The sequence below is a fragment of the Frankia sp. AgPm24 genome (assembly GCF_023243055.1).
In the GTDB taxonomy this organism is placed as follows: Bacteria; Actinomycetota; Actinomycetes; order Frankiales; family Frankiaceae; genus Frankia; species Frankia umida.
The window spans coordinates 55,851-81,983 of sequence record NZ_JALKFW010000201.1 but is presented as its reverse complement, the minus strand read 5'-3'; the positions used below and the strand labels follow the sequence as shown (position 1 = coordinate 81,983).

At 75.0% G+C, this 26,133-nt stretch carries 3 protein-coding genes; all 3 read right to left on the bottom strand.

Annotation, left to right across the window (positions count from 1 at the left end; all coding sequences use genetic code 11):
• Positions 1-82 precede the first annotated feature (82 nt).
• The 3 genes from MXD61_RS17725 to MXD61_RS17715 are packed head-to-tail and all read right to left on the bottom strand — an operon-like array spanning position 83 to position 26,009.
• Entirely contained in the window at positions 83-4,297 is a 4,215-nt protein-coding gene (locus MXD61_RS17725) for an amino acid adenylation domain-containing protein (RefSeq protein WP_248814594.1), read from the bottom strand.
• On the bottom strand, positions 4,294-21,027 hold the full coding sequence (locus MXD61_RS17720; RefSeq protein WP_248814593.1) for a non-ribosomal peptide synthetase: 16,734 nt from the start codon (positions 21,025-21,027) through the stop codon (positions 4,294-4,296). The genes MXD61_RS17725 and MXD61_RS17720 overlap by 4 nt, the downstream gene beginning before the upstream one ends.
• Positions 21,024-26,009 (bottom strand): non-ribosomal peptide synthetase, encoded by a 4,986-nt coding sequence (locus MXD61_RS17715; RefSeq protein WP_248814592.1) that lies wholly within the window; start codon positions 26,007-26,009, stop codon positions 21,024-21,026. Before MXD61_RS17715 ends, MXD61_RS17720 begins: the two co-directional genes overlap by 4 nt.
• Between the last annotated feature and the right edge of the window lie 124 nt (positions 26,010-26,133).

The window sequence follows — 26,133 nt, the reverse complement described above, 5'->3', positions numbered from 1 at the left end:
TGACGTCGCGAACCGGAGGGTGTCAGTGCGGGTGGTGTCTGGTGCGGGTGGTGTCTGGTGCGGGTGGTGGGACGGGAAATCCTCAGGTGGGACGGGGTGCCGCCCGCAGCGCCGCGGCGACGAGCGGGCCGACGGTGCCCAGGGCCGCCGGGGACAGCAGGTCCTCGTGGTCCTGGTCGACGCGGTGGACCTCGAAGCGCCCGGTCACGTACGGCGCCCAGGCCCGCGGATCCGGCGGCGGCTCGGCGGGGTCGGCGGGGTCGGCAGGGTCGGGACGGGCCTGGAGGAACGTGACGGTGCCGGCGTACCGTCCGCGCGGGGTGCCGGTGTGGACGTCGGCGGTCGCGAGCAGGCTGTGCGCGAGAGCGGCGATGCGCTGCTCGGACAGGCCCGCCAGCAGGCTCGACGACTGGCTCGCCAACGCCCGTACGGTCGCCGGTGTCACCTCGTCGGGGTTCAGGTCGTCCACCGGATGGCCGGTGCGGGCCGCCAGGATGTGCAGGAACCGGGCGAACGCCGTCGTGCGATCACCGGCGGCGGCCCGTGCGGGCGGGTCGTCGCCGGGGTAGCCGTCCAGCATGATCAGGACGGGGACGTCCCGGCCGAGGCGTTGCAGCTCGCAGGCCACCGCGTGACCGAGGACCGCGCCCAGCGACCAGCCGAGCAGGTGCAGCGGGCCGGCCGGTTCGGCGGCCATGATCGCCGCGGCGTAGCGGCCGGCGATCTCCTCGACGGTGGGGACGGTGCCGGGCGCCACACCCGTGGCCTGCACCCCGTAGACCGCCCGGTCGTGGCCGAGGTGGCGCAGCAGCGCGGTGTAGGACCAGCTCAGGCCCAGACCCGGATGCACGCAGAACAGCGGCGGCTGGACCGGCGGGCCCGACCGGGGCCGGGCCAGCAGCAGGATCTCGTCGAAGGCCTCGTCGCGGGGCGGCTCGCCGTCCCCGTCGATCCAGGCGGCGATCGCGGTGGGGGTCGGCGCCCGCAGCACCGCGCGCAGCGGCAGGTCGACGCCCAGGTCCGCCCGGATGCGCACGGCGAGGCGGGCGGCCAGCAGGGAGTGGCCGCCGAGGGCGAAGAACGACTCGTCCACACCGACCCGCGCACGGCCGAGCAGGTCGGCGAACAGCGCGCAGATCGCCTTCTCGGTCTCCGTGGACGGTGCCCGCACGTCGCCGTCGTCGAACGTCGGTGCCGGCAGCGCCCGCCGGTCGAGTTTGCCGTTCGGCGTGGTCGGCATCGCGGCCAGCACGACGATGGCGGCCGGCACCATCGGATCGGGCAGCCGCGCCGCCAGCGCCGCCCGCAACGCCACCGGATCCAGCACCCCGGCGATGTCGGTGACGCCCGCGGTCTCAGGCACCCCGGTGTTGGCCGGGGTGACGGTGTTGGCCGGGGTGACGTAGCCGATCAGGCGGGTGGACGGGCCGTCGGTGCGGGCGACGACGGCGGCCTGGCCGACGCCGGGCACCGCGGCGAGCAGGGCTTCGACCTCACCGGGTTCGACCCGGTAGCCGCGGATCTTCACCTGGTCGTCGGCCCGGCCGAGGAACTCCAGGGTGGCGGTGTCGGTCCAGCGGACCAGGTCCCCGGTCCGGTAGAGCCGCTCGCCGGCGGCGAAGGGGTGGGCCACGAACCGGGTCGCGGTCTCCCCCGGACGTCCCAGATACCCGCGGGCGAGCCCCGCGCCGCCGACGTAGAGCTCCCCTGCCACACCCACCGGCACCGGTGAGAGCAGGTCGTCGAGCACCAGGACGCCGAGGCCGGCGACCGCCCGGCCGATGTGCGGGGCGGTCGAGGGGTCGACGACGGTCCAGGTGGCGTCGACGGTGCATTCGGTCGGGCCGTAGAAGTTGAGCGCGGTGGTGTTCCGGGCGGTGCCGAGCTGGGTCCACAGCCGCGAACCGACCGCCTCGGCGCCGGTCGCCACCACCGCCGGCACGTGCTCGCCGCGCAGCAGCCCCTCGGCCAGCACCAGTTCCAGCAGGGACGGCGGGACGTCGAGAAAGTCGATCCGGGCCCGGCGGACCGTCGCCACGATGCCCGCCGGATCGCCCATCAGCTCGTCGGGCAGGATGTGCATGGTGTGGCCGGCGAGCATCCACCCCCACGGGTCCAGCGTCCCGTCGAAGGCGAACGACAGCACGTTGAGCACCCGCAGCGGCCGTCCACCGGCGCGGGCCACCGCGGGTTCGATCACGTCCCGGCGGTGCGCCGCGGCCAGGTTCGCCAGCCCGCCGTGGGTCGCCACGACCCCCTTGGGACGTCCCGTGGACCCGGAGGTGAACACCGCGTAGGCCGCGGCGTCGCCGCCCGAGGGCCCGCGCGGCTCGCCGTGGGCGACCCAGTCCCCCGGCGCGTCCACCAGCACGATCCGCCCGGTGAACCCGGCGCGCCCGACGATCCCCGTGGGCCCGCCGTCACGCCTGGCGACCTCCGCGGAGGTCACGATCACGGCGGGCCGGGACTGTTCCAGCACCGCGGCCACGCGCCGCGCCGGATGCGCGGGATCGACCGGCACCACGACGCCGCCGGCCTTCCACACCGCCACCCAGGCGACCACGACGTCCACCGACCGGGTCAGCACCACCGCGACCGGCACCTCGGGACCCACCCCGAGCCCGGCCAGATGCGCTGCCAGCCGGCGCGCCGCCGCGTCCACCTCGGCGAACGTCAACGACACCTCCCCGCACACCACCGCGGTGCCGGGCGCCGCGGTGAGGCCGGTCGCGGCGGTGACGGGGGCGGCGGCGGTGACCGCGCTGTCCCAGACGTCCAGCGCGGTGGTGGCGGACGGTGCGGACGGTGCGGAGGTGGCGGTGAACGGGAAGGGGGCGGGGGCAGGAGGGAGCAGGCGGCCGACGGGTAGGCGGCCGTCGTCGGTGAGGATGCCGGCGAAGGCGTCGGCGAGGGCGTCCGCCACGGCACGCACCCGGGCGGTGGCGATCAGGTCCGGGCGGTGTTCGATCTCCAGGGCCAGTCCGCCGCCGGGGGCGCCACCGGGGTCGGCGACGAGGGTGACCGGGTAGTGGGTGGCATCGTCGGTGTCGGCGACGCTGACCCGCACGCCGAGCGCCGCCCGTACCCGGTCGATCTCCCCGTTGTCGACCGGGTACGACTCGACGACCAGCACGGTGTCGAACAGCTGGCCGAGTCCGGTGGTCGCCTGGATGTCGGCGAGGCTGAGCTGGTGATGGTCGATCGTCTCGGTCTGTAGCCGGTGCACGCGGGCCAGCAGGTCCGCCGCCGACTCCCACGGGTCGAGCGCGATGCGGACCGCGACGGTGTTGATGAACAGGCCGACCATGGTGTCGACACCGGGCAGTTCCGGGGGACGCCCGGACACGGTCGCCCCGAACGTGATGTCCCGGCGCCCGGTGAAGCGACCCAGTGTCACCGCCCAGGCCGCCTGGATGACGGCGTTCACCGTCACGCCCCGCGCCCGGGCGAACCCGGTGAGCCGCGCGCGCACCTGCGCGTCCAACGGCACCGCCAGATGCCCGATCCCCGCGGCGCCCGACTCACCTGCGCTGCCCGTCTGAGCTGCGCTGCCCGTCTGAGCTGCGCTGCCCGTGGCGGCGGGGTTGGCGGACGGCTCGGGGTCGGCGCTGGTGGGCGGCCGCGGGGCGAGCAGCGTCGGTTCGGTGACGCCGTCGAGCACGCGGCGCCACACCGCCAGGGAGACGTCCCGGTCCTGGCGGGTCAGCCAGGCGAGGAACTCCCGGTAGGGACGGGGACGGGGCAGCGGCAGGCCGGCGTGGAGCGCGAACAGGTCGCGGAGCAGCAGGGGCGCGGACCAGCCGTCCAGCAGGATGTGATGGTTGGTGATCACCAGCTGGTGTCGGGACGGGCCGAGCCGGATCAGCTCGAAGCGGATCAGCGGCGGCACGTCCAGCGCGAACGGCACCACCACCGACGAGGGCCGCGGCCACGGGGTCTCAGCCCCGGCCGTGACGTCGGGGTCGGGGTCGGACGCCGGGTCGACGATGGTGTCGGTCCAGGACACCGTGACGTCGCGCAGCACGACCTGGACGGGACCGGTCGGGCCGACGACGAAGGCCGTGCGCAGCACGGCGTGGCGCGCGACGAGACGCTCGGCGGCCGTGCGCAGCCGGACCGGGTCCAGCTCGCCGTCGAGGTTGATGACGGTGCGCACCGTGTAGGCGTCGCGCAGGCCCGGGTCACCGGCGTCGGCCAACGCGTGGAACAGCAGGCCCTCCTGCAGCGGCGCGAGCGGCAGGACCTCTTCGATGTTCGACCGGCCGGCGCCGCGTCGAGCGGTGATCGTACTGGTCACGGCTGGCGCCACCGTTCCTCAAAGGCGTCGAGTGTGTTCTGGTCCAGGGCTACCAGGGGCATGTCGGACGGGGTGTGGCCGCCGGCGTCGCCGTCCGCGACATGCGCGGCGAGGGCTTCCAGGGCCGCCAGCCACGCCGCGGCGAGCGCCTCGACCTCCTGGTCGTCGAACAGCGCCGCCGGGTAGGTCCAGCGGGCCCGCAGGACCGGCCCGGACGGGGTGTCCTCGGTGAACGCGGTGATCTCCAGGGGTGCGGCGGCCGGCGCGGTCGGGTCGGCGATGCCGCTCAGGTCCGCGAACCGCGCCGGTGTGGACCAGGCCGGCGCCTCGTCGTCGGTGTCGTCGGTGCTGGCGTAGCGGCCCAGGTAGTTGAAGACGAGCTGGGGTTCGGGTTCGCCCGCGAGCGCGGCGGCGGTGGTGGGGTTGAGCTGGCGCAGCAGGCCGTGGCCGAGCCCGTGGTCGGGCAGCAGCTGGCGGGCTTCCTTGGCCCGCCGGATCAGCTCGCCGGCCATCGCCCCGCCGGCCAGGGCGTCCTCGAGCGCCTCCCGCGCACCGGCGGGCTCGGGCGGTGTGAGGTCGGCGACGTCGAGGCTGACCGGGTAGCGGCTGGTGAACCAGCCGACGGTCCGCGACACGTCGGACCCGGGCACCGCCGGTTCCTCCCGGCCGTGTCCCTCCTGGGTGACCCGGACCCGGGCCAGCGGCTGGCCGCGGTCGTCGGCCCAGGTCGCGACCGCGAGTCCGAGCGCGGCGAGCAGCACGTCGTCCACGCCGGTGAAGTAGGCCTCGCCGACGTCGGCGAGCACGGCCTGGGACACCTCGATCGGCGCGTCGGCGGCGACGGTGCGCTGCGTCGAGGTCAGGTCCCGGGACGGGTCGAGCGCGCGGGCGCCGAGCACCGGGTCGTCACCGGCGGCGGTGCGCAGCCAGTGGTCGAGTTCGGCCACCCGCGACGGGCTCCGGGCCGCGTCGACCAGGCCGAGCGCCCAGTGTCGGAACGAGGTTCCGGGCGGTCCGAACTCCGCGGCCTGGCCGGCGCGCGCCGCGCGGTAGGCCTCGGCGAGATCGGGGACGAGGATGCGCCAGGACACGCCGTCGACCGCCCAGTGATGGGCGACCAGGCTGAGCAGGCCGCCGGCGGGGCCGGCGTCGAACCACACCACCTGCAGCAGCCGCCCGGCCGTCGGGTCCAGCCGGCCGGCGGCGGCGTCGGTCTCGGCCCGGACCACCTCGGCCACCTCCGGTGACCGAAGCGGCCCCGTCAGCGCCACCCGCCGCACCACAGGCCCGCCGAACCCTGCCGGCCCCTCGGACGCCGAGGCGGACGTCACCGAGGCGGACGTCACCGAGGCGTCGGACGTCGGTGGCGCGTCGGGTGCGGGGGCGCCGAGGGCGGGGATGGTCATCGCCCAGCCGTCGGGGCCGGTGGTGACGACGGCGCGCAGGGCGTCGTGGCGGGCCAGCAGGGCGTCGACGGCGGTGGTCAGGGTGGGCAGGTCGGCGTCGGACGGGGCGACGACGACGGTGGCCTGGGCGAAGCGGAAGCGCAGACCGTCGCGGGCGAGCACCGTGCGCATGATCGGGGTGAGCGGCACCGGGCCGGTCGGGGCGTGCGCGGGGGTGCTGGCACCGGTGGCGCCCCCGAGCGGGTTCGCGGCGGTCTTCGCCTCGGCGACGGTCGCGAGTTCGCCGAGGGTGCGCTGTTCGAAGACGTCCACCGGGGAGATCCGCAGACCGGCGCGGCGGGCGCGGGCGACAAGCTGGATGGACACGATGCTGTCACCGCCGAGGGCGAAGAACGAGTCGTCCGGACCGACGTCACTGACGCCCAGCAGCCCCGCGACCAGCTCGCACAGCAGCGCCTCGGTGGTGCTGCCCGCGGCCCGGCCGGTGCCGCGCAGGTCGGGGGCGGGCAGCGCGCGCCGGTCGATCTTGCCGGAGGGCAGCAGCGGGAAGGTGTCGAGGACGACGACGACCGCCGGCACCATGTGCTCGGGCAGCCGCCGGCCCAGCCACACCCGCAGCGCGTCGCCGTCAGGGGCCGGGCCGGCGGCGGAGCCGCTGGTGTCGGGGGTGATGTCGGGGGTGAGGTAGCCGACGAGCTGGCTGGCGGCGCCGCGGTGCAGGACGACGACGGCCTGACGGACATCTGGATGTTCGGCGAGGGCCGCCTCGATCTCCTGCAGCTCCACCCGCATCCCGCGGACCTTCACCTGGTGGTCGGCGCGGCCGAGGAACTCCAGGGTGCCGCGCGGCGTCCACCGGGCGAGGTCGCCGGTGCGGTAGAGGCGTTCGCCGGGCGTCCACGGGTCGGCGACGAACCGGGCGGCGCTCTGGCGGGCGTCGCCGACGTAACCGCGGCCCAGGGGCAGGCCGCCGACGTACAGCTCACCCTGCACACCCACCGGGACGGGGGCCAGTCCCGCGTCGAGCACGTGGATGCGGGTGTTCGGGTTCGGGGCGCCGATACTGATGCCGCGCCGTGGCTCGGCGCCGCGGTACACGGCGTGGCTGACACCGATCGTGGCCTCCGCCGGCCCGTAGCCGTGGTACATGACGGCGTCGAGCTTCGCGCGGAACCGGCCGAACAGCTCCGGGGTGAGCGCCTCACCGCCGCACCAGACGTGGCGCAGGGTGCCCGCGGCCCGGCCGACGCCGGGCAGGGCGAGCAACATGTCCAGCATGGACGCGACCAGGTAGGTGAAACTCACCCGCTGTTCGACGATCAGGTCGAGCAGGTACTCGATGTCGCGTTCGCCGCCGGGTCGGGCGACGACCAGGGCGGCGCCGGTGACCAGCGGCAGGAAGATCTCGTTGACCGAGATGTCGAAGCCGAGCGGCGCCTTGAACAGCACGGCGTCGCCGGGGCCGAACTCGAGCATGCCGCGCTGCCACAGCAGCCGGGCGGCGATGGCCCGGTGGCAGATCATCGCCCCCTTCGGTGTGCCGGTCGACCCGGACGTGTAGATGACGTACGCCAGGCCGTCCGGGTGCGCGGGCGCCACCGGCACGGGCCGTACCGCCGCGGGAAGCTGGTCGACGAGCAGCACCGGCACGTCCAGCTCCGCCGGCAGACCGTACGCGGCGGCGTCCGCCATCGACGGGCCGTCCGCCGAGGGGCCGTCCACGGTGGTGGCGGGGATGCTGGTGGCGGGGGTGCTGGTGGCGGGGATGCTGGTGGTGAGGACGGCGCGCAGGTGGGCGGTGCGGTGGATGTCGGCGATGCGGCGGGCCGGCCAGGCGGGTTCGAGCGGGACGAACGCCGCGCCGGTGCGGCCGATGCCGAGCAGGGCGGCGATGAGCTCCGCCGAGCGGTCCAGGTGCACGCCGACGATGTCCTCGGCGCCGATGCCGTGGGCCAGCAGCGCGGCGGCGACGCTGTCGGCGTGGCGGTCGAGCTCGGCGTAGGTCCAGCGGCGGTCGCCGTCGACGACGGCCAGGCCCTGGGGGGTGCGGGCGGCCTGCGCGGCGAACAGACTCGCGAGGTCGGCGTCCGCTACGGCGGCCGCGGTGTCGTTCCAGCCGGCGAGCAGCAGCTGACGTTCGGCCGGGTCCAGGACGTCCAGGCGTGACAGCGGGGTGTCGGGTGCGGCGGCGAACGCGGCGAGGACCCGGCGCAGCCGCGCGCCGATCCGTTCGATGCTCGCCTCGTCGAACAGAGCCGTGTCGTACTCGACGCTGCCCAGGTAGCTGCCGTCGGGTTGGGGGGCGGCGTCGATGGCCAGGTCGAACTTGGCGGCGGCGTCCGGATCGTCGTAGGGCAGGGTGGTGGCCTCGATACCGGGCAGACCGCCTGGCGGCGGCCCGGCCGGGCGGAAGTCGACCATGGTCTGGAACAGCGGATGGCGTCCGGCGGCCCGCTGCGGGCGCAGCGCGTCGACGACCCGGTCGAACGGCGCGTCGGCGTGCCCGTAGGAGTCCAGGGCGACCTCGCGGACGCGGCCCACCAGCTCACGCAGAGTCGGGTCGCCGTCCAGGCCGGTGCGCAGGACGACGGTGTTGACGAAGAAGCCGACCAGCGGGTGCAGCGCCTCGTCGGAACGTCCGGCGGACAGCGCGCCCAGGGGGATGTCGGTGCCCGCGCCGAGCTTGTGCAGCAGCGCGCAGACCGCGGCGGTCAGCGTCATGAACTCGGTGGCGCCGACGTCCTGACCGAGGCGGCGCACCCCGTCGACGATGTCGGCGTCGACGGTGAACCGCACCGTGGCGCCCCGGCCGCGGGTGCCGGCCCGGCGCGGCCGATCGACGGGCAGCGCGAGCTCCTCGGGCAGGTCGGCGAGGGTGTCCGTCCAGTGGCGCAGGTGCGCGGCCAGGGCGCTGGTCGGGTCGGTGGGGTCGCCGAGCGCGTCGCGCTGCCACAGGGTGAAGTCGGCGTACTGCACGGCCAGCGGCGCCCAGGTGGGTGCCGCGCCGGTGCTCAGGCGGGCGGTGTAGGCGGTGGCGAGGTCGGCGAGCAACGGGTCGGTGGACCATTCGTCGCCGGCGATGTGATGCAGGACGAGTCCCAGGACATGGTCGTCGGGGGCCAGGCGCAGCAGGTCCAGGCGCACCGGTGGTTCGGTGAGCAGGTCGAACCGGTAGCCGAGGATGCGCGCGAGCTCGCCGTCGAGGTCCGCCTCGGTCACCTCGACGACGTCGACGTCGACGTCGCACCGCTCCAGCACCTGCTGGTAGGGGACGCCGTCATGGTCGGGGAACAGGGTGCGCAGCGCCTCGTGCCGGTCGACGACGTCGCCGACGGCGGCGGTGAGCGCGGCCGCGTCCAGCGGGCCGCGCAGCCGGGCGACGAACGGGATGTTGTAGGTGCTCGACGGCCCTTCGAGGCGGTGCAGGAACCACAGCCGCTGCTGCGCCGGTGACAACGGCAACCGCACCGGACGTTCCCGGGCGACCAATGCCACCTCGCCCGCGGGCGGACCGGCACTGCTGGTGGCGGCGGTGCCGGTGGCGGCGGCCGTCGCGTCGAGGGTGGTCGCGTGGGCGGCGACGAGGGTGTCGACGAGGGAGGCGAGGGCGGCGACGCCGGGATGGTCGAAGACCGCCCGCACCGGGACCTGCGCGCCCGTCAGGGTGCGCAGCCGGGCGATGAGCCGCGCGGCGAGCAGCGAGTGGCCGCCCAGGGCGAAGAACGCGTCGCCCGGGCCGACGTCGGCGACCCCGAGCAGGTCACCGAACAGGTCGGCGAGCAGCCGTTCGGTCGGGGTGGCCAGCGCACGCTGCGCGGTGGCGCCGCCGGTGAACGCGGGTGCGGGCAGCGCGCGCCGGTCCAGCTTGCCGTTCGGTGTGCGCGGCAGCGCGTCCAGCACCACGATCACCGTGGGGACCAGGTAGTCCGGGAGCACCGCGGCGAGGGCGGCCCGCAGCCCGTCCGGATCGGGCGCAGTCGTGGTGGTCGGGGTGATGTAGCCGACGAGGCGGGTGGTGCCGGCGTCCGTGCGGGCGACGACGACCGCCTGGCCGACACCGGGCAGCCCCGCGAGCACCGCCTCGACCTCCCCGGGTTCCACCCGGTACCCGCGGATCTTCACCTGCTCGTCGACCCGACCCAGGAACTCAAGGGCCCCCACCGGCGTCCACCGCACCAGGTCACCGGTGCGATAGAGCCGTTCGCCGGTGCCGAACGGGTTCGCCACGAACCGGCTCGCCGTCTCCCCCGGCCGACCCAGATAGCCCCGGGCCAGCCCCGCACCCGAGACGAACAGTTCGCCGGGCACCCCGGCGGGCACCGGTGACAGCGCGCCGTCAAGCACGTGGACCTTCAACCCGGCGACGGGCCGTCCGATGTGCGGCTTCGCGCCGGCCCCCACGACCGTCCAGGTGGCGTCGACGGTGCATTCGGTCGGGCCGTAGCAGTTCAGGCCGACGGTGCGTTCGGCCACGCCCAGCTCGTCCCACAGCCGTGAACCGACCGCCTCCGCACCGGTGGCGACCACCGACGGGACCCACTCACCGGTGAGCAGCCCGTCCGCGGTGACCAGTTCCAGCAGGGACGGCGGGATGTCGACGAAGTCGATCCGTTCGCGGCGGACCAGTTCGACGATCGCACCCGGATCGCCCATCCCCTCATCGGGCAGGATGTGCATGGCGTGCCCGGCGAGCATCCAGACGACCGGGTCGAGGGTGCCGTCGAACGCGAACGACAGCACGTTGAGCACCCGCAGCCGGCGGCCACCCAGCCGCACCACCGCCGGTTCGATCACGGCGCCACGGTGGGCCAGAGCCAGGTTGACCAGCCCACCGTGGGTGGCGACGACCCCCTTGGGACGTCCCGTCGACCCGGAGGTGAACACGACGTACGCGGCGGCGGCGGCGTCGACCGGCCCGACCGGTCGGCCCGGCGCGGTCCAGGTGTGCGGCGCGTCCACCAGCACCGTCCGGCCCGCGAACGCGAACCCGCAAGCGGCGTCGGCGTCGGTGGGGATGGTGAGGGTGCGCAGGGTCGGTGTCGAGGTGACGACCACGGCGGGACGGGCCTCGGCCAGCACGGACTCGAGGCGGCCGAGGGGATGGGTGGGGTCGAGCGGCACGACGACGCCGCCGGCCTTCCACACCGCGAGCCAGGCGACGATCACCTCCGCCGACCGTGGCAGCAGCACCCCGACCGCCACCTCGGGTCCCACCCCGCGTCCGGCGAGCTGTTCGGCCAGCCGCCGCGCCGCCGCGTCCACCTCGGCGAACGACAGCGCCACCGACCCACATACCACCGCCAGCACCGGCGCACCGGTGGCGCCCGGACGGGACTCGTCCGCGCGGGCGGCGGCGACCGTGCGGTCCCACACGTCCAGAACCGTCGGCGACACCGGCGGCGAGACCGGGGTCAGGGCCGGCAGGTGTGGGGCGGGGACGTCGCGGCCGCTCCACACCTGGGTGAGCTGGTGGCGTTCGTCCGGCGAGAGCACGTCAAGACGGGACAGGGGCAGGTCGGGGGTGTGCGCCAGGGCGGCCAGCACCCGGCCGAGGCGGGTCAGCAGCGCCTCGACGGTGGCCCGGTCGAACAGGTCCGCGTCGTACTCGGCGGACACGAGCAGTCCACCGTCCGCCGGCGTCCGGGCCTCGACGTCGGATGCGTCAACGTCGGAGGCGTCGACGCCCGGCGTGTCGCCCAGGGGGGCGCCGGCGTGGGTGAAGGTCAGTGCCAGGTCGAACTTGGCGGTGGCCGGTTCGGCCAGGTCCAGGGGGACGGCGTTCAGACCGGTGAAGCGTGGACGTTCGCCGGTCGGGTTCCAGAAGTCGATGAGGGTCTGCACGAGCGGATGGCGCCCGGCGCGGCGCGGCGGGTTGAGGCGTTCGACGACCGCGTCGAACGGGACGTCGGCGTGGGCGTAGGCGTCCAGGGCCGTGTGTCGGACCCGGCGCAGCAGGGCGCGCAGGGTCGGATCGCCGCCGAGGTCGGTGCGCAGCACGACGGTGTTGACGAAGAAACCGACCAGTGGTTCGAGGGCCGGATCGGAGCGGCCGGCGACCAGCGCGCCCAACGGGATGTCGGTGCCGGCGCCGAGGGTGTGCAGGGTGGCGGCGACGGCCAGGTGGGCGAGCATCAGCTCGCTGGCCCCGGTCTCGGCGAGCAGCGGGCGCAGCGCCGCCATGACACCGGCGGGGATCTCGGCGCGCAGTCGGCCGCCGCCCGCGGAGGGCTGGTCCGGGCCGGGGCGGGGCCGGTCGACGGGCAGTGCGATCGCGTCTGCGAGCCCGTCGAGGGTGTTCGCCCAGTGGTCGAGCTGCTGGCGGGCCAGCGCCGAGGGCTGACCGGGGGCGCCGACCAGCCCGTCGTGCCACACGGCGTAGTCGGCGTACTGGATCGTCAGCGCCGTCCAGTGTGGTGCGCTGCCGGCCCGGCGGGCGTCGTAGGCCGTGGTGAGGTCGTGCAGCAGCGGGCCGGTCGACCCCTCGTCGCCGGCGATGTGCTGGATGACCAGTGCCAGGACATGGTCGTCCGCGCCCAGACGCAGCACCTCGACCAGGATCGGGATCTGGGTGGCCAGGTCCAGGCCGGTGGCCAGGACGCGCCGCAGCTGGTCGGGCAGTGCCGCCTCGTCGGTGTCGACGACGGTGAACGGCACCTCGACGTCGGTGAGGATCCGCTGGTAGGGGACGCCGTCGTGGTCGGGGAAGACGGTGCGCAGCGACTCGTGTCGGGCGACGACGTCACCGAAGGCCGCGCGCAGCGCCGCGATGTCCAGCTCACCGGTCAGCCGCAGCGCGAACGGCAGGTTGTAGGTGGCGGCCGGTCCGTCCAACCGGTGGAGGAACCACAGTCGTCGCTGGGCGGCCGACAGCGGCAGCGGGTCGGGGCGCACCCCCGCGACGAGGGCGGGCAGCACCGGTGCGGCGGCGATCGCGTCCAGGCTCGCGGCGAGCCGCGCGACGGTCGGGGTGTCGAACACGAGTCGGATCGAGACGGCCTGCCCGGTCAGCGTGCGCACCCGGGCGATGAGACGGGCGGCGAGCAGGGAATGCCCGCCGAGGGCGAAGAACGAGTCGTCCGGGCCGATGCCCTCGACCCCGAGCACCTCGGTGAACAACCGGGCGACCAGCTGTTCGGTCGCCGTCGCCAGGGCGCCGTGCCCCGCCCGGCCGGCGCCGCCGCCGCCGCTGCCGGCGCGGACGGGGACGGGCAGCGCCCGCCGGTCAAGCTTGCCGTTGGGGGTCGTCGGCAGCGCCGGCAACACCACGATCACCGAGGGCACCAGGTAGTCCGGCAGCACGGCGCCGAGCGCGGCCCGCAGCCGCACCGCGTCGAGCTCCCCCTCGCCGGCCAAACCCACGCCGGACGGACCCACGCCGGACGGACCAGCGCCGGACGGACCAGCGCTGGGTACGACGTAGCCGATCAGGCGGGTGGTGCCGGCGTCCGTGCGGGCGACGACGACCGCCTGGCCGACACCGGGCAGCCCCGCGAGCACCGCCTCGACCTCCCCGGGTTCCACCCGGTACCCGCGGATCTTCACCTGCTCGTCGACCCGACCCAGGAACTCAAGGGCCCCCACCGGCGTCCACCGCACCAGGTCACCGGTGCGATAGAGCCGTTCGCCGGTGCCGAACGGGTTCGCCACGAACCGGCTCGCCGTCTCCCCCGGCCGACCCAGATAGCCCCGGGCCAGCCCCGCACCCGAGACGAACAGTTCGCCGGGCACCCCGGCGGGCACCGGTGACAGCGCGCCGTCAAGCACGTGGACCTTCAACCCGGCGACGGGCCGTCCGATGTGCGGCTTCGCGCCGGCCCCCACGACCGTCCAGGTGGCGTCGACGGTGCATTCGGTCGGGCCGTAGCAGTTCAGGCCGACGGTGCGTTCGGCCACGCCCAGCTCGTCCCACAGCCGTGAACCGACCGCCTCCGCACCGGTGGCGACCACCGACGGGACCCACTCACCGGTGAGCAGCCCGTCCGCGGTGACCAGTTCCAGCAGGGACGGCGGGATGTCGACGAAGTCGATCCGTTCGCGGCGGACCAGTTCGACGATCGCACCCGGATCGCCCATCCCCTCATCGGGCAGGATGTGCATGGCGTGCCCGGCGAGCATCCAGACGACCGGGTCGAGGGTGCCGTCGAACGCGAACGACAGCACGTTGAGCACCCGCAGCCGGCGGCCACCCAGCCGCACCACCGCCGGTTCGATCACGGCGCCACGGTGGGCCAGAGCCAGGTTGACCAGCCCACCGTGGGTGGCGACGACCCCCTTGGGACGTCCCGTCGACCCGGAGGTGAACACGACGTACGCGGCGGCGGCGGCGTCGACCGGCCCGACCGGCAGCCGCCGCACGGCGGCCCAGCCGCGCGGCTCGTCGACGAGCACCATCCGCGCGTCGAGCCCGGCGCACGATCCCCTCGAGGCCCGGGAGGTCACCACGACCGGCGGCGCGGCCTGGGCGAGCACCGCCGAGACCCGCCGCGCCGGATGTGTCGGGTCGACCGGCACGACCACCCCGCCGGCCTTCCAGATCGCCACCCAGGCGAGCACCACGTCCACCGAGCGGCCCAGTACCACCGCGACCGGCACCTCCGGTCCGACACCGAGCCCGGCCAGGTGCGCGGCCAACGCGTCGGCGGCGGCGTCGACCGCGCCGAAGGTCATCGTCGTCGACCCGCAGACCACCGCGGTCGCTCCGGCGCCGGCGACGACGGCCTCATGCCACACGTCGATCGCGGTCGTCGCGTCGGACCCGTCGGCCGGTGAGGGAACCGACCGGCCGCTCCAGTCCGCGAGGATGGTGCGGCGTTCGGCCGGGGCCAGCACGTCCAGGCGTGACAACGACCGGTCCGCGCCCAGGGTGAGCTGGTCCAGGACGGCGAGGACCCGGCCGAGAGTGGCGGCGACCTCGTCCCGGGTGAACAGGTCCGCCCGGTACTCGAGCTTGATCCGCAGCACGTCGGCGTCCGGCATGAGCATGAGCGTCAGCGGATAGTGGGTGTAGCCGCGGGACCAGCCGACCTCGGCGGACAGGCCACCGGTGCGCGTCGGGTCGAGCAGGTCCGCGGTCTCCAGCGGGAACGTCTCGAACACCATCAGCGTGTCGAACAGCGCCGCGCCACCGGTACCGGCGACGCTCTGGATCTCGGTGAGGCCGACGTGCTGGTGTTCGAGCACCGTGGTCTGCGCCTCGTGCAGCCGGGTGAGCAGCGTGCCGACCGTCTCCCGCGATGACCAGCGCACCCGCACCGGAATCGTGTTGATGAACAGGCCGACCATGGACTCGACCCCGGTGAGCTCCGGTGGCCGCCCCGACACGGTGACACCGAAGACGACGTCGTCGCGGCCGGTCAGCCGACCGAGCACCAGTCCCCAGGCGGCGCTGAGCAGCGTGTTCAGGGTGACCCCGCGGTCGCGGGCGGTGCGGGCGAGGCGGGCGGTCAGGTCACCGGTCACCACGTCGACGACCTCTTCGGGCATCGACGCCGCTGGCAACGCCGGATCGGCGGCCGGCGCGCCCAGCAGGGTCGGCGCCCTCAGATCATCGAGCGCCGAACGCCACGCGTCCAGGGATTCGACCTGGTCGCGGCGGACGAGCCAGGCCAGGAAGTCCCGGTAGGGCCGCGGCCGCACCGGCCCGGTCGTCCCGGTCGTCCCGGTCGTCCCGGTCTCCTGGTAGAGGGTGAACAGGTCGCGTACGACCAGCGGCGTCGACCAGCCGTCGAGCACCAGATGGTGGTTGGTGACGACGAGGCGGTGCTCGTCGTCACCCAGCCGCACCAGGGTCAGGCGCAGCAACGGCGGCGTGCGCAGGTCGAAACCGGCCGACCGGTCGGTGGTGAGGAACTCCTCGAGCCGGGCGGTGGCCGCCGCGTCGTCACGCAGATCAAGCTGGTGCAGGACGGGTTCGACGTCGCCGAGGACGATCTGCACGGGTGACCCGCCGTCCCCGTCGTCGTCCGGGAAGGCGGTGCGCAGCACCGGATGCAGCTCGAGCAGGTCGCGGGCGGCGCGGCGCAGCCGGGCGACGTCAAGCGACCCGCGCAGGGTGACGACCAGTTGGACGGAGTAGAAGTCCAGGCCGTCGGCGTCGAAACGGGCGTGGAAGAGCAGCCCCTGCTGCAGGGGTGACAGCGGCAGGACGTCGACGAGGCCGGGATGGTCGATCTCCCAGCGGTCGATGTCGGCCTGGGTGGCGCGCACCAGCGGCAGGTCGGACGGCGTCCGCCCGCCGGCGCCACCGCGGGTGACCTCGTCGACGAGTTCGGTGAGCGCCGCCGTCCACAGCCGGCCGAGGTCACCGACCTCGTCGTCGGTGAGCAGCTGCGCCGGGAACTGCAGGCGCAGCGCGAGTTCGGTGCCGTCGGCCCCGCGCAGCGCGGCGACGTTCGCGACGAGCCCGGCGGCCGCGGGCAGCCGCGCGTCCGCGGCCGGTGCGATCCCCCCGAACGAGATCGCGCCGAACCCGAACGCCGCCGCGGCGTCATACTCCCCGCCGTTCTCGCCGGCACCGTTCTCGCCGGCACCGTTCTCGCCGGCACTGGTGGCACCGGTGGCACTGGTGCCGGCCGGGCGGGGGGCGTCGACGTGGCCGACGTAGTTGAACAGGATCTCCGGTTCGGGGGCCCGGGCGAGCTCGGCGTCGGTGCGCACGAACCGCAGCAGGCCGTAGCCGATGCCCCGGTCGGGGATCGCCCGCACCTGCTCCTTCACCCGCTTGACCAGCGCGGACGCGGGGGCGCCGGCCGGGCTGGCGAGGTCGAGACCGGCCGGGTCGAGGCGCACCGGGTACTGCGTGGTGAACCAGCCGACGGTGCGGGACAGGTCCGCGCCCGCGACGACGTGCTCCTCGCGGCCATGCGCCTCGATGGTCACGACACTCGCGGTGGTCTGCTGGCCGCGGGCGGCCCGGAACCGGGCGAGGGCCAGTCCGAGGGTGGCGAGCAGGACGTCGTCGGTGCTGGCGTGGAACGCCGCCGGCACCTCGGTGACCAGCGGCCCGGCGACCGGCGCGGGGATGGTCAGCGACACGGTGCGCACGGTGTCGCGGGTGTCCCGGGTCGGGTCGAAGCGCCGGGCGCCCAGCGGCGGCGGCGGGTCGGCCACGATGGCGCGCCACAGCGGCAGTTCGCCCGTGCGGTCCCCGGCGAGCGCGGTGAGCCGCAGCGCCCAGTCCCGAAACGAGGTCCCGACCGTCGGCTGTGTGTCCGTCGGCTGTGTGTCCGTCGGCGATGCCTCGCCGGTGCTGGTCGCGGTGCCCGGCCCGGTGCTGGTGGCGAGGAGGGCGGCGGTGAGATCGTCGGCGAGGATCTGGCAGGAGAAGCCGTCACTGGCCAGGTGGTGGCAGGTGAGCAGGACCGCGCCGGGACGGTCCGCCCCGGTGTCGAACCAGGTCGCGTCGAGGATCGTGCCGCCCGAGCGGTCCAACCGGTCGACGGCGGCGCTGTGGGCCGCCCGCAGCAGCGCCGCGGCCGGCTCCGGCGCGGGTACGACCGCCACACGGTGCACGATCGCGTCGGCGTCCACCGCGCCGACCGGACGCACCTGGAGCCGGTACCGGTCGGCGAGCGCCGGCCCGGACGCCACCCCGCCGACCTGACTGTCCCCGCCGGCCTGACTGTCCCCGCCGGCCTGACTCGTCCCACCGTCGGCGGTGGCGGTGGCGGTGGACGCGTCGGCGGTGGCGGGTGTGGAGGTCAGGACGGCGCGCAGCATGTCGTGGCGGGCCAGCAACGACCGCACGGCGGCCACCACGGCCGGGCGATCCGTCCCGGTCGGGGTCGCGACGAGGACGGCCTGGGAGAACCGTTCGAACGGTCCACCCCGGCTGAGGAAGGCATGCATGATCGGGGTGAGCGGCAGCTCGCCGACGGCCCCGGAACGCGCACCGCCCTCGGCGTCGGTCCCGTCCCCGCCGGCACGGGCACCGGCGGCACCGTCGTCCCCGGCGGCACCGTCCGCGGTCTGGCTGGCCGCGGCGGCCTGCGCGGCGGCGGCGAGTTCCGCGACGGTGCGCAGCTCGAAGACCTGACGTGGGCTGACGGCGAGGCCGGCGGTGCGGGCGCGGGCGACGACCTGGATCGAGCGGATGCTGTCGCCGCCCAGTTCGAAGAACGACTCGTCCGCGCCGACCTCGGGCACACCGAGGACCGCGGCGAAGATCCCGGCGAGGGTCTGTTCGGCGTCGCCGCTGGGGGTGCGACCGCGGGTCCGGTGCGCCTGCGGGTCGGGGGCGGGCAGCGCCCGGCGGTCGAGCTTGCCGTGGGCGGTCAGCGGCATCGCGGCCAGGGTGACCAGGGCCGCCGGGACCATGTGCTCGGGCAGCCGGCTCGCGGCGTGTTCGCGCACGAGTGCCACGTCCAGGGCCCGTCCAGCGACGTAGCCGACGAGGTAGGCGCCACCGGGCCGGTCGGCGCGCACGACGACGGCCGCCGCCCGCACACCGGGTGCGGTGGCCAGCACCGACTCGATCTCCGCCGGTTCGATCCGGAAACCGCGGATCTTCACCTGGTCGTCGGCGCGTCCGACGAACCCCAGTTCCCCGGCGGACGTCCAGCGGGCCAGGTCACCGCTGCGGTACATCCGCGCACCGGGCGTGCCGAACGGGTCGGCGACGAACCGGGTCGCGCTCAGCCCCGCCCGTCCGCCGTAGCCGCGGGCCACCTGCGGGCCGGCGAGGTAGAGCTCCCCGACGGTGCCGTCGGGGACGGGCCGCAGCCCACTGTCCAGGACGTGGACGGCGAAGCCCGACAGGGCCGTGCCGACGACGCTCACCGAGGTCGCGAGGTCGGTGGCGCGCAGCGGCCGGTGCGTGACATGCACCGTCGTCTCGGTGATCCCGTACATGTTGACCAGGCGGGGGCCGTCCGGGCGGCGCACATGCCAGCCGGCGAGCCGGGCCGGGTCGAGGGCCTCCCCGCCGAACACCACTGTGCGCAGCGCCAACGGCAGCGGCCGGCCATCGGCCTGGGACGCGTCCCGTTCGGCGTCGGCGGCGGCGAGCTGGTAGAACGCCGACGGCGTCTGGTTGAGCACCGTCACCTGCTGCTGGTCGAGCAGGTCGAGCAGGTCCGCGGGTGACCGGGAGACGTCGTGGGCGACGATGACGAGCCGTCCGCCGTGCAGCAGCGCGCCCCACATCTCCCAGACGGAGAAGTCGAAGGCGAACGAGTGGAACAGCGTCCACACGTCGTCCGCGCCGAACGTGAACAGCCCCCGGGCCGCCGCGAACAACGCCAGGACGTTACCGTGGGTGACGATGACGCCCTTGGGCTGGCCGGTCGACCCCGAGGTGTAGATCACATAGGCGACCTGGTCGGGATGGGCCACCCGGGCCGGGCGCACCGGTGTGCTCGCGCCGTCGGGAGCCACCCGCGCCACGTCGGCGCCGGGCAGCACCCGGTCGGCGTCGGTGACGACGACGGCGGGCCGGGCGTCGGCCAGCACGAAGGCGAGCCGCTCGGCCGGGTAACGCGGGTCGATCGGCAGATAACCCGCCCCGGCCCGCAGCGCCGCCAGCGCCGCGACCACCAGCTCCGGTCCACGTTCGCCGATGATGGCGACCAGTGTCTCGGGCCCCGCGCCGAGTGCCCGCAGCCGACCGGCCAGGGCGTTCGCCTGCCCGTCCAGCTCGGCGTAGGTGAACGTGCGCGATCCGGCCACGATCGCGACCGCCCCCGGCGCCCGGTCGACGGCCGCCTCGAAAAGGTCCAGCAGACTCGTCGGACCCACACCGCCCGACCCGCTGTCCACTCCGCCGCCCGCTTCGGCGCCCACTCCGGCGCCCACTCCGGCGCCGGCTCGAGTGTCTGCCGCGGTGCCCGGGCGGGCGCGCCGCACGATCGCGGCCGTCTGCGCGTCGGACAGGACCCCGATCGAGGCCAGCGGCGCCGACGGGTCGGCGACGAGCGCGTCGAGCACCCGGCGCAGCCGGTCGAGCAGCAGCCGGGCACCGTCCGCGCCGACGTGCACCGGGTGGTACTTGAACGTGATCTCCAGCCCGTCGCCGGAGGGCATCACCATCGCGGTCAGCGGATAGTGCGTGGAGATCGGCCGGTCCACGTGGACGGCCCGCAGCCCCCCGGCGGCCAGCGCGTCGTCGATGGCGTTGCCGGCGAACGGGAACGACTCGAACACCAGCAGGCTGTCGAACATCTCCCCGGTGCCCAGACCCACGGCCTGCCCGATGTCGGCGAGCCCGCAGTGCTGATGGTCGAGCAGGTCGGCCTGCTCATCCTGGAGTCGGACCGCGGCCTGCGCGACGGTCTCGGCGGGATGCAGCCGTACCCGCACCGGCAGCGTGTTGATGAACAGGCCCACCATCGACTCGACCCCGGCGAGGTCGGCCGGCCGCCCGGACACGGTCGCGCCGAACACGACGTCGTCACGTCCGACCGTGCGACCCACCACGATGCCCCAGGCCAGCTGGGTGAGCGTGTTGAGGGTGACGCCCAGGGAACGGGCGGTGCGGGTGAGGGCGGCGACGGTCGCCGCCGGCCACGTCTCGACCAGCTCGCCGGGCAGCACGGCGGGAGCGTCCTGCGCGCCCGGCACCAGCCGGGTCGTCTCGGGCGCACCGGCCAGGGCCGCCCGCCACGCCTCGAGCGCGCCGGCGGTGTCCCGTCCGGCCAGCCAGGCCAGATGGTCGCGGTAGGGCCGGGCCGCCGGGAGCGGCGTCAGCCGCCCACCCGCCGTGGACGCGGCACCGCCCGCGGCGGACCCGGCGCCGCCGGGGGTCGCGCTGTCCGAGGGGTCACCGGGGTCGGCGGCGTAGAGGGTGAAAAGGTCGCGCATCAGCAGCGGCGTCGACCAGCCGTCGAGGACGACATGATGGTTGGTCAGGACGACCTGATGGCGGTCCGGGCCGAACCGCAGCACCATGGCCCGCAGCAACGGCGGACGGGCCAGGTCGAACCGGCGCCGCCGGTCGGCGTGGCGCAGCTCGGCGGCCCGCGCCCGCGCGACCTCGTCACCCAGGCCGCTCAGGTCGACCTCGGTCCAGGGGACGTCGACGGCGCGCAGCACGATCTGCACCGGCTCACCGACTTCCAACACGAACCCGCCACGCAGCGCCGAATGCCGTGTCACCAGCGCGTTCACCGCCCGCCGCAGCCGCGCCGCGTCGAGCTCGCCGGCCAGGTCGACGACCAGCTGCGCGATGTAGACGTCCACCCCGACGTCCCCGCGGTCGACGGAGCCGTTCTGGCCGGTGGAGCCGTTCTGGCCGGTGGGGTCGTCGGTGAGGGCGGAGTGGAAGACGAGTCCCTTCTGGAGCGGGGACAGCGGCAGAATGTCCTCGATGGGCGAGCCGGCGGCGCTCACGCGTTCCTCCACATCGCCTCGAGGGCGTCGAGTTGACCCTGGTCCAGCGCGACCAGGGACAGGTCGGACGGACTGCGCCCACCGGCACCGTCGCCGGCCCCGTGGCGCACCAGCGCCCGCAGCGCCGCGCACCACCGGTCGGCGAGATCGGTGACGGACGCCTCGGAGAACAGGCCGTCCGCGTACATCCAGTGGGCGACCAGGCGGGGCCCGGCCGGTCCGTCCTCGGTGACGGCGTTGACGACAAGCCCGGCGGGCAGCGCCATGTCCGGCCCGTAGGCGGCGTCCAGTCCGCCCGCCACCAGCCGGAAACCACCGGCTCCGTCGCTTCCACCGGTTCCGCCGGTTCCACCGCCAACGTCGGTTCCGCCGGTGGCGTCGAAACGGCCCAGGTAGTTGAAGCCGAGCTGCGGTTCGGGCAGCGCGGCGAGTTCCCGGCGGGCCTCGGGGTGCAGATGGCGCAGCAGGCCGAAGCCGATGCCGTGATCGGGCAGTGCCCGCAGGGACTCCTTGACCGCCTTGACGATCGTGCCCGCGCCCGCCCCGCCGGCGAGCGCGTCGGCGATGTCGACACCGGTGGTGTCCAACCGGACGGGATGCTGGCTGGTGAACCAGCCGACGGTGCGCGACAGGTCGCTGCCGGGTACGGCGGCCTCCTGCCGGCCGTGCCCCTCGACCAGCACCAGGGTCGACCGCAGCGGTGTGCCGCGGCCGGCCCCCCAGTCGGCGAGTGCCAGGGCGAGCGCGGCGAGCAGGACGTCCTCGACGCCGGCGAAGAACAGCGCGGGAACGCTGGTCAGCACCGGCTCGGCGATCTCGGTGTCGAGGGTGACGGTGACGGTGCGCGTCGTCGCCCACACGTCCGTGTCGGGTTCGACGCGGCGCCGGCCCAGCAGCGGGTCCGGCCCGGTGAGCAGGTCACGCCACAGCGGTGTCTCACCGGCCCGCCGCTGCTCGGCCGCGCGGGCGAGCCCGTTCGACCAGGTCCGCAGGGAGGTGGCGACCGCGGGCAGCGCGGGTGCTCGCCCGTCGGCGGCGGCCTGCCAGGCGGCGGCCAGATCCTCGACGAGGATGCGCCATGACACCCCGTCGACGACCAGATGGTGGGCGACCAGCAGCAGCCGTCCCGTCCGGTCGGGGCCGGCGTCGAACCAGATCGCCCGCAGCATCCGCCCGTCGCGTGGTGCGAGTTCGGCGGTGGCCGCCGCCCGGGCCCGGGCCACCCGCGCCGCCGCCGTCTCCTCACCGGTGCTGCCGGCGACGCGGCGCAGCACGTCGGTCGCCCGCACCGTGCCGACCGGGGCGATCTCCAGGGACACCGTCGCCGGGTCGTCCAGGTCGTCCACCCGCAGCCGGGCGCGCAGCGCGTCGTGGCGGTCCAGCAGCGCCTGCAGCGCCTGACCGAGGACGGCCTCGCCGGCGACCGACACCGCGGCGGGCGTCTCGACCAGCACCGACATCCGATGGCCGGCGGCGAGCGGACCGCGTTCGGCGAACGCCCGCATGATCGGGGTGGCCGGCACCGGCCCGACACCGCGCGTGTCGTCGCCCGCGGCGCCCGGCGAGGTCCCGGTGTCCTCGAAGGTCGCCTTCCGCGCCAGTGCCCGCACCGTGCGGTGCGCGAAGACGTCGCGGGGGGTGAACCGCAGCCCGACCTTGCGGGCGCGTCCGACCAGGCTGATCGCCACGATACTGTCGCCGCCCAACTCGAAGAACGACTGGTCCAGCCCGACCGCCGCACCCCCGAGCACCTCGGCGAACAGCCCCAGCAGCAGTTCCTGGGCCCGCCCGGCCGGCCCGTCCGCCGCCGCCGCGTCCCCACCTGTCTCCGCGGCGGAGGGCGCACCCTCGGCGGGGTCGGCACCGCCGGGCGCGCCCACCCGCGGGTCACCACCGAACCGCGGCGCGGGCAGCGCCTTGCGGTCGACCTTGCCCGAGGGCGACAGCGGCAGCGCGTCGAGCAGCGTCACCGTCGCCGGCACCATGTGCTCCGGCAGCACCGCGGCCAACCCGGCCCGCAGCGCCACCAGGTCCAGCCCGGCACCGGCGGTGGCCTCGGGGACGGTCTCGGGAACGACGTAGGCGGCGAGGTAGCGGCCGCCGGGGCCGTCCGCGCGGGCGGCGACGGTCGCCTGGGCGACGCCGGGCAGGCCGAGCAGCACCGATTCGATCTCGCCCAGCTCCACCCGGAACCCGCGGATCTTGACCTGCTCGTCGACGCGGCCGAGGAACCGCAACGCCCCGGACGGCAGCCGCCGCATCAGGTCGCCGGTGCGGTAGAGCCGTCCGCCGGGGGTGTCACCGAAGGGGTCGGCGACGAACCGGGCCGCGGTCAGCCCCGGCCGGTTCAGGTAGCCGCGTGCGACCTGCCCACCGCCGATGTAGAGCTCACCGGGCACACCCACCGGCACCGGTCGCAGCGCGCCGTCGAGCAGGTAGCAGGTGGTGTTGTCGACCGGTGAGCCGACCGGCACCGCCCCCGCGGCGATCGCGTGCGCCTCGACGGGATGCAGCAGGCTGCCGACCGTCGTCTCGGTCGGCCCGTACTCGTTGATCACCGTGATACCGCTGGCGGCCAGGTCATGCCACTGGTCGAGCGCCTCGATCCGCAGCTCCTCACCGGCGATCACCAGGGTGCGCGGGCCGTGCTCGGCGAAACGCACCGACGGCAGCAACGGCAGATGACTCGGTGTGATCTTGAGGAAGGTGGCCGCGCCGACGGCGTGGGAGATCGCGTCCGGCGAGTCGACGCACAGCTCCACCGCGCCACCGCAGACCAGCGTCGCCAGCAGCGGGGTGACGGTGAAGTCGAACGAGATCGACGAGTGCATGAGCGTGTGCCCGGCCAGTCCCGGGAAGCGGCGCACCGCCCACACCAGGTGGTTGGCCAGCGCCCGGTGGGTGATGACCACGCCCTTGGGCGCCCCGGTCGACCCCGATGTGTAGATCACATACACCGGATGGTCGGGGTGCGGCGCCGTGTCCGCGGCGTCCCCGTCCCGCTCCGGCTGGGCCTCGAGTTCCGCGCGGATCTCGGGATCGTCCAACCGGATGGTCGCCAGGCCCGGGACCGCCGGCAGGCCGGCCGCGGCGGCGGCCGTGGTGAGCAGCAGGTTCGGCTGGGAGTCGGTGAGCATGTGCCGCACCCGGTCAGCCGGATAGTCGGGGTCGACCGGCACGTAGGCCGCGCCGCTGGCCGCGACCGCGAGGACGGCCACGACCATCTCGACCGATCGGGGCACCGCGAGCGCCACCGTCGTCTCCGCCCCGGCGCCACGGCGCACCAGCAGACGGGTCAGCCGGTGCGCGCGGCGGGCGAGCTCGGCGTAGGTCAGCCGGCCGCCGTCGTGCAGCACCGCGGTGGCCTGCGGGGTGGCGGCCACCTGCGCGGCGAACAGCCGCGGGAACGTGTCGGTCGCAGGCGTCGTGAACGTGTCGTTCCAGCCGCGCAGCAGCAGGTCGTGCTCGGCCGCCTCGAGCGTGACGAGTTCGGCCAGCGGGACGTCCGGGTCGGCGGTGGCCGCGGCGAGCTGCCGGTCGAGCTGGCCGAGCAGGCCCGCGACCAGCTCCCGGCCCCGCGCGGTGGCCGGATGGTTCGCCTCGACGCTCAGGTCGTCGCCGTCGGTCTCCACCGCGAGGGTGAGGTCGAACCGGGCGTCCTGACCGGGCACATGCCGGCGGGTGGCGCTCAGCCCCAGCCCGCGCAGCGGTTCGAGCACCCCGGAGCGCAGGGACAGCACGACGCTGAACAGTCCGGCGTCGCCGCGGGTGCGGTCCGGGTCGACGGCGCGGGCGATGTCGTCGAGGTCGACGTCCTGGTGGGCGTAGCCGTCCAGGCAGACCGCGCGGGCGCGGGCGAGCAGGGTCGCGAAGGTGTCCTGCGGTGTGATCCGCATCCGCAGTGGAATCGTGTTGCCGAGATAGCCGATGACCCGTCCGGCGCCGGCGAAGTCCCGGTTCACCACCGGCACCCCGACCACGACGTCGGACGCCCCGGTGTAGCGGTGCACCAGGTCGGTGACGGCGGCGAGCAGCACCATGAACGACGACGCGCCCTGCGCCCGTCCCACCGCCCGGACCTGGGCCGCCAGCCCCGGGCGCAGCGTCCGGGACTGGTCGGTTCCCCCCGCCGCCTCGAGCCCGGTGAGCTCCGGCAGCACCAGCGGATCCGGCAGCGGCGCGAGCACGTCCCGCCAGTAGGCGCCCCCCGCCGATCCGGCAGCGCTGCCCGCGTCGACACCCGCGCCGGTGGCGACGACGGCGGCGTACTGGTTCGGTGGCGAGAGCCGCGCGGCGTCGCCGTCACGGTAGAAGGCGACGAGTTCGGCGAAGAAGATCTCGGAGGTGCTGTCGTCCCAGGCGATGTGGTGGGCGACCACGAGGAGGGTCAGCTCGCTGGCACCGGTGGCGTCCACACCGGTGGTGTAGAGACCGACGCGCAGCGGGGAGTCGGTGGCAAGGTCGAACGGGGTCGAGCCGAGCGCCGCGCACAGCGCCCCTGCCCGCGCGGAACGCTCCCCCGCGGGCAGGTCGGTCAGATCCCGCACGTCGAACACCGGGCGCAGCACCGGATGCACGACCTGCCCGAGCTGGCCGTCGGCCTCCACCTGGTAGGTGGTGCGCAGGATGTCGTGCCGCGCGACGACCGCGTCGACGGCCGCCACCAGGGCGTCCACCCGCACCGAACCGGTCAGGTCGAGTGCGATCCGCACGTTGTAGCCGGTGGTGTTCGGGTCGAGCTGCTGCAACGACCACATCCGCCGTTGCCCCGACGACAGCGGCGGCGATCCGGGCGCTCCCCCGGCCACCTCGGACATCGACTCCGTCGACCCCACCGACCCCGCGACCTCGGACGGCCCGCCGGGCATCGGCTCCGCGCTGGAGGCCGGGGTGCGCGGGGCGTCCGCGTCCTGGGCGGCGAGCATCCGCCGCAGCAGCGCGCGTCGTTGCGTCAGGGTGTCCGCACGAGGGTCGGTGGTCACGGGTGGAAACCTCACTTCCTGCCCGGGATCAGCTACCCGGCTTCTGAGCCAGTACGGGTGCCCGGCGTCCACGGAAGCGGGACGGGGGCGGAACGCGCGGACGACGCCCGCGCGGCGCCCGCCG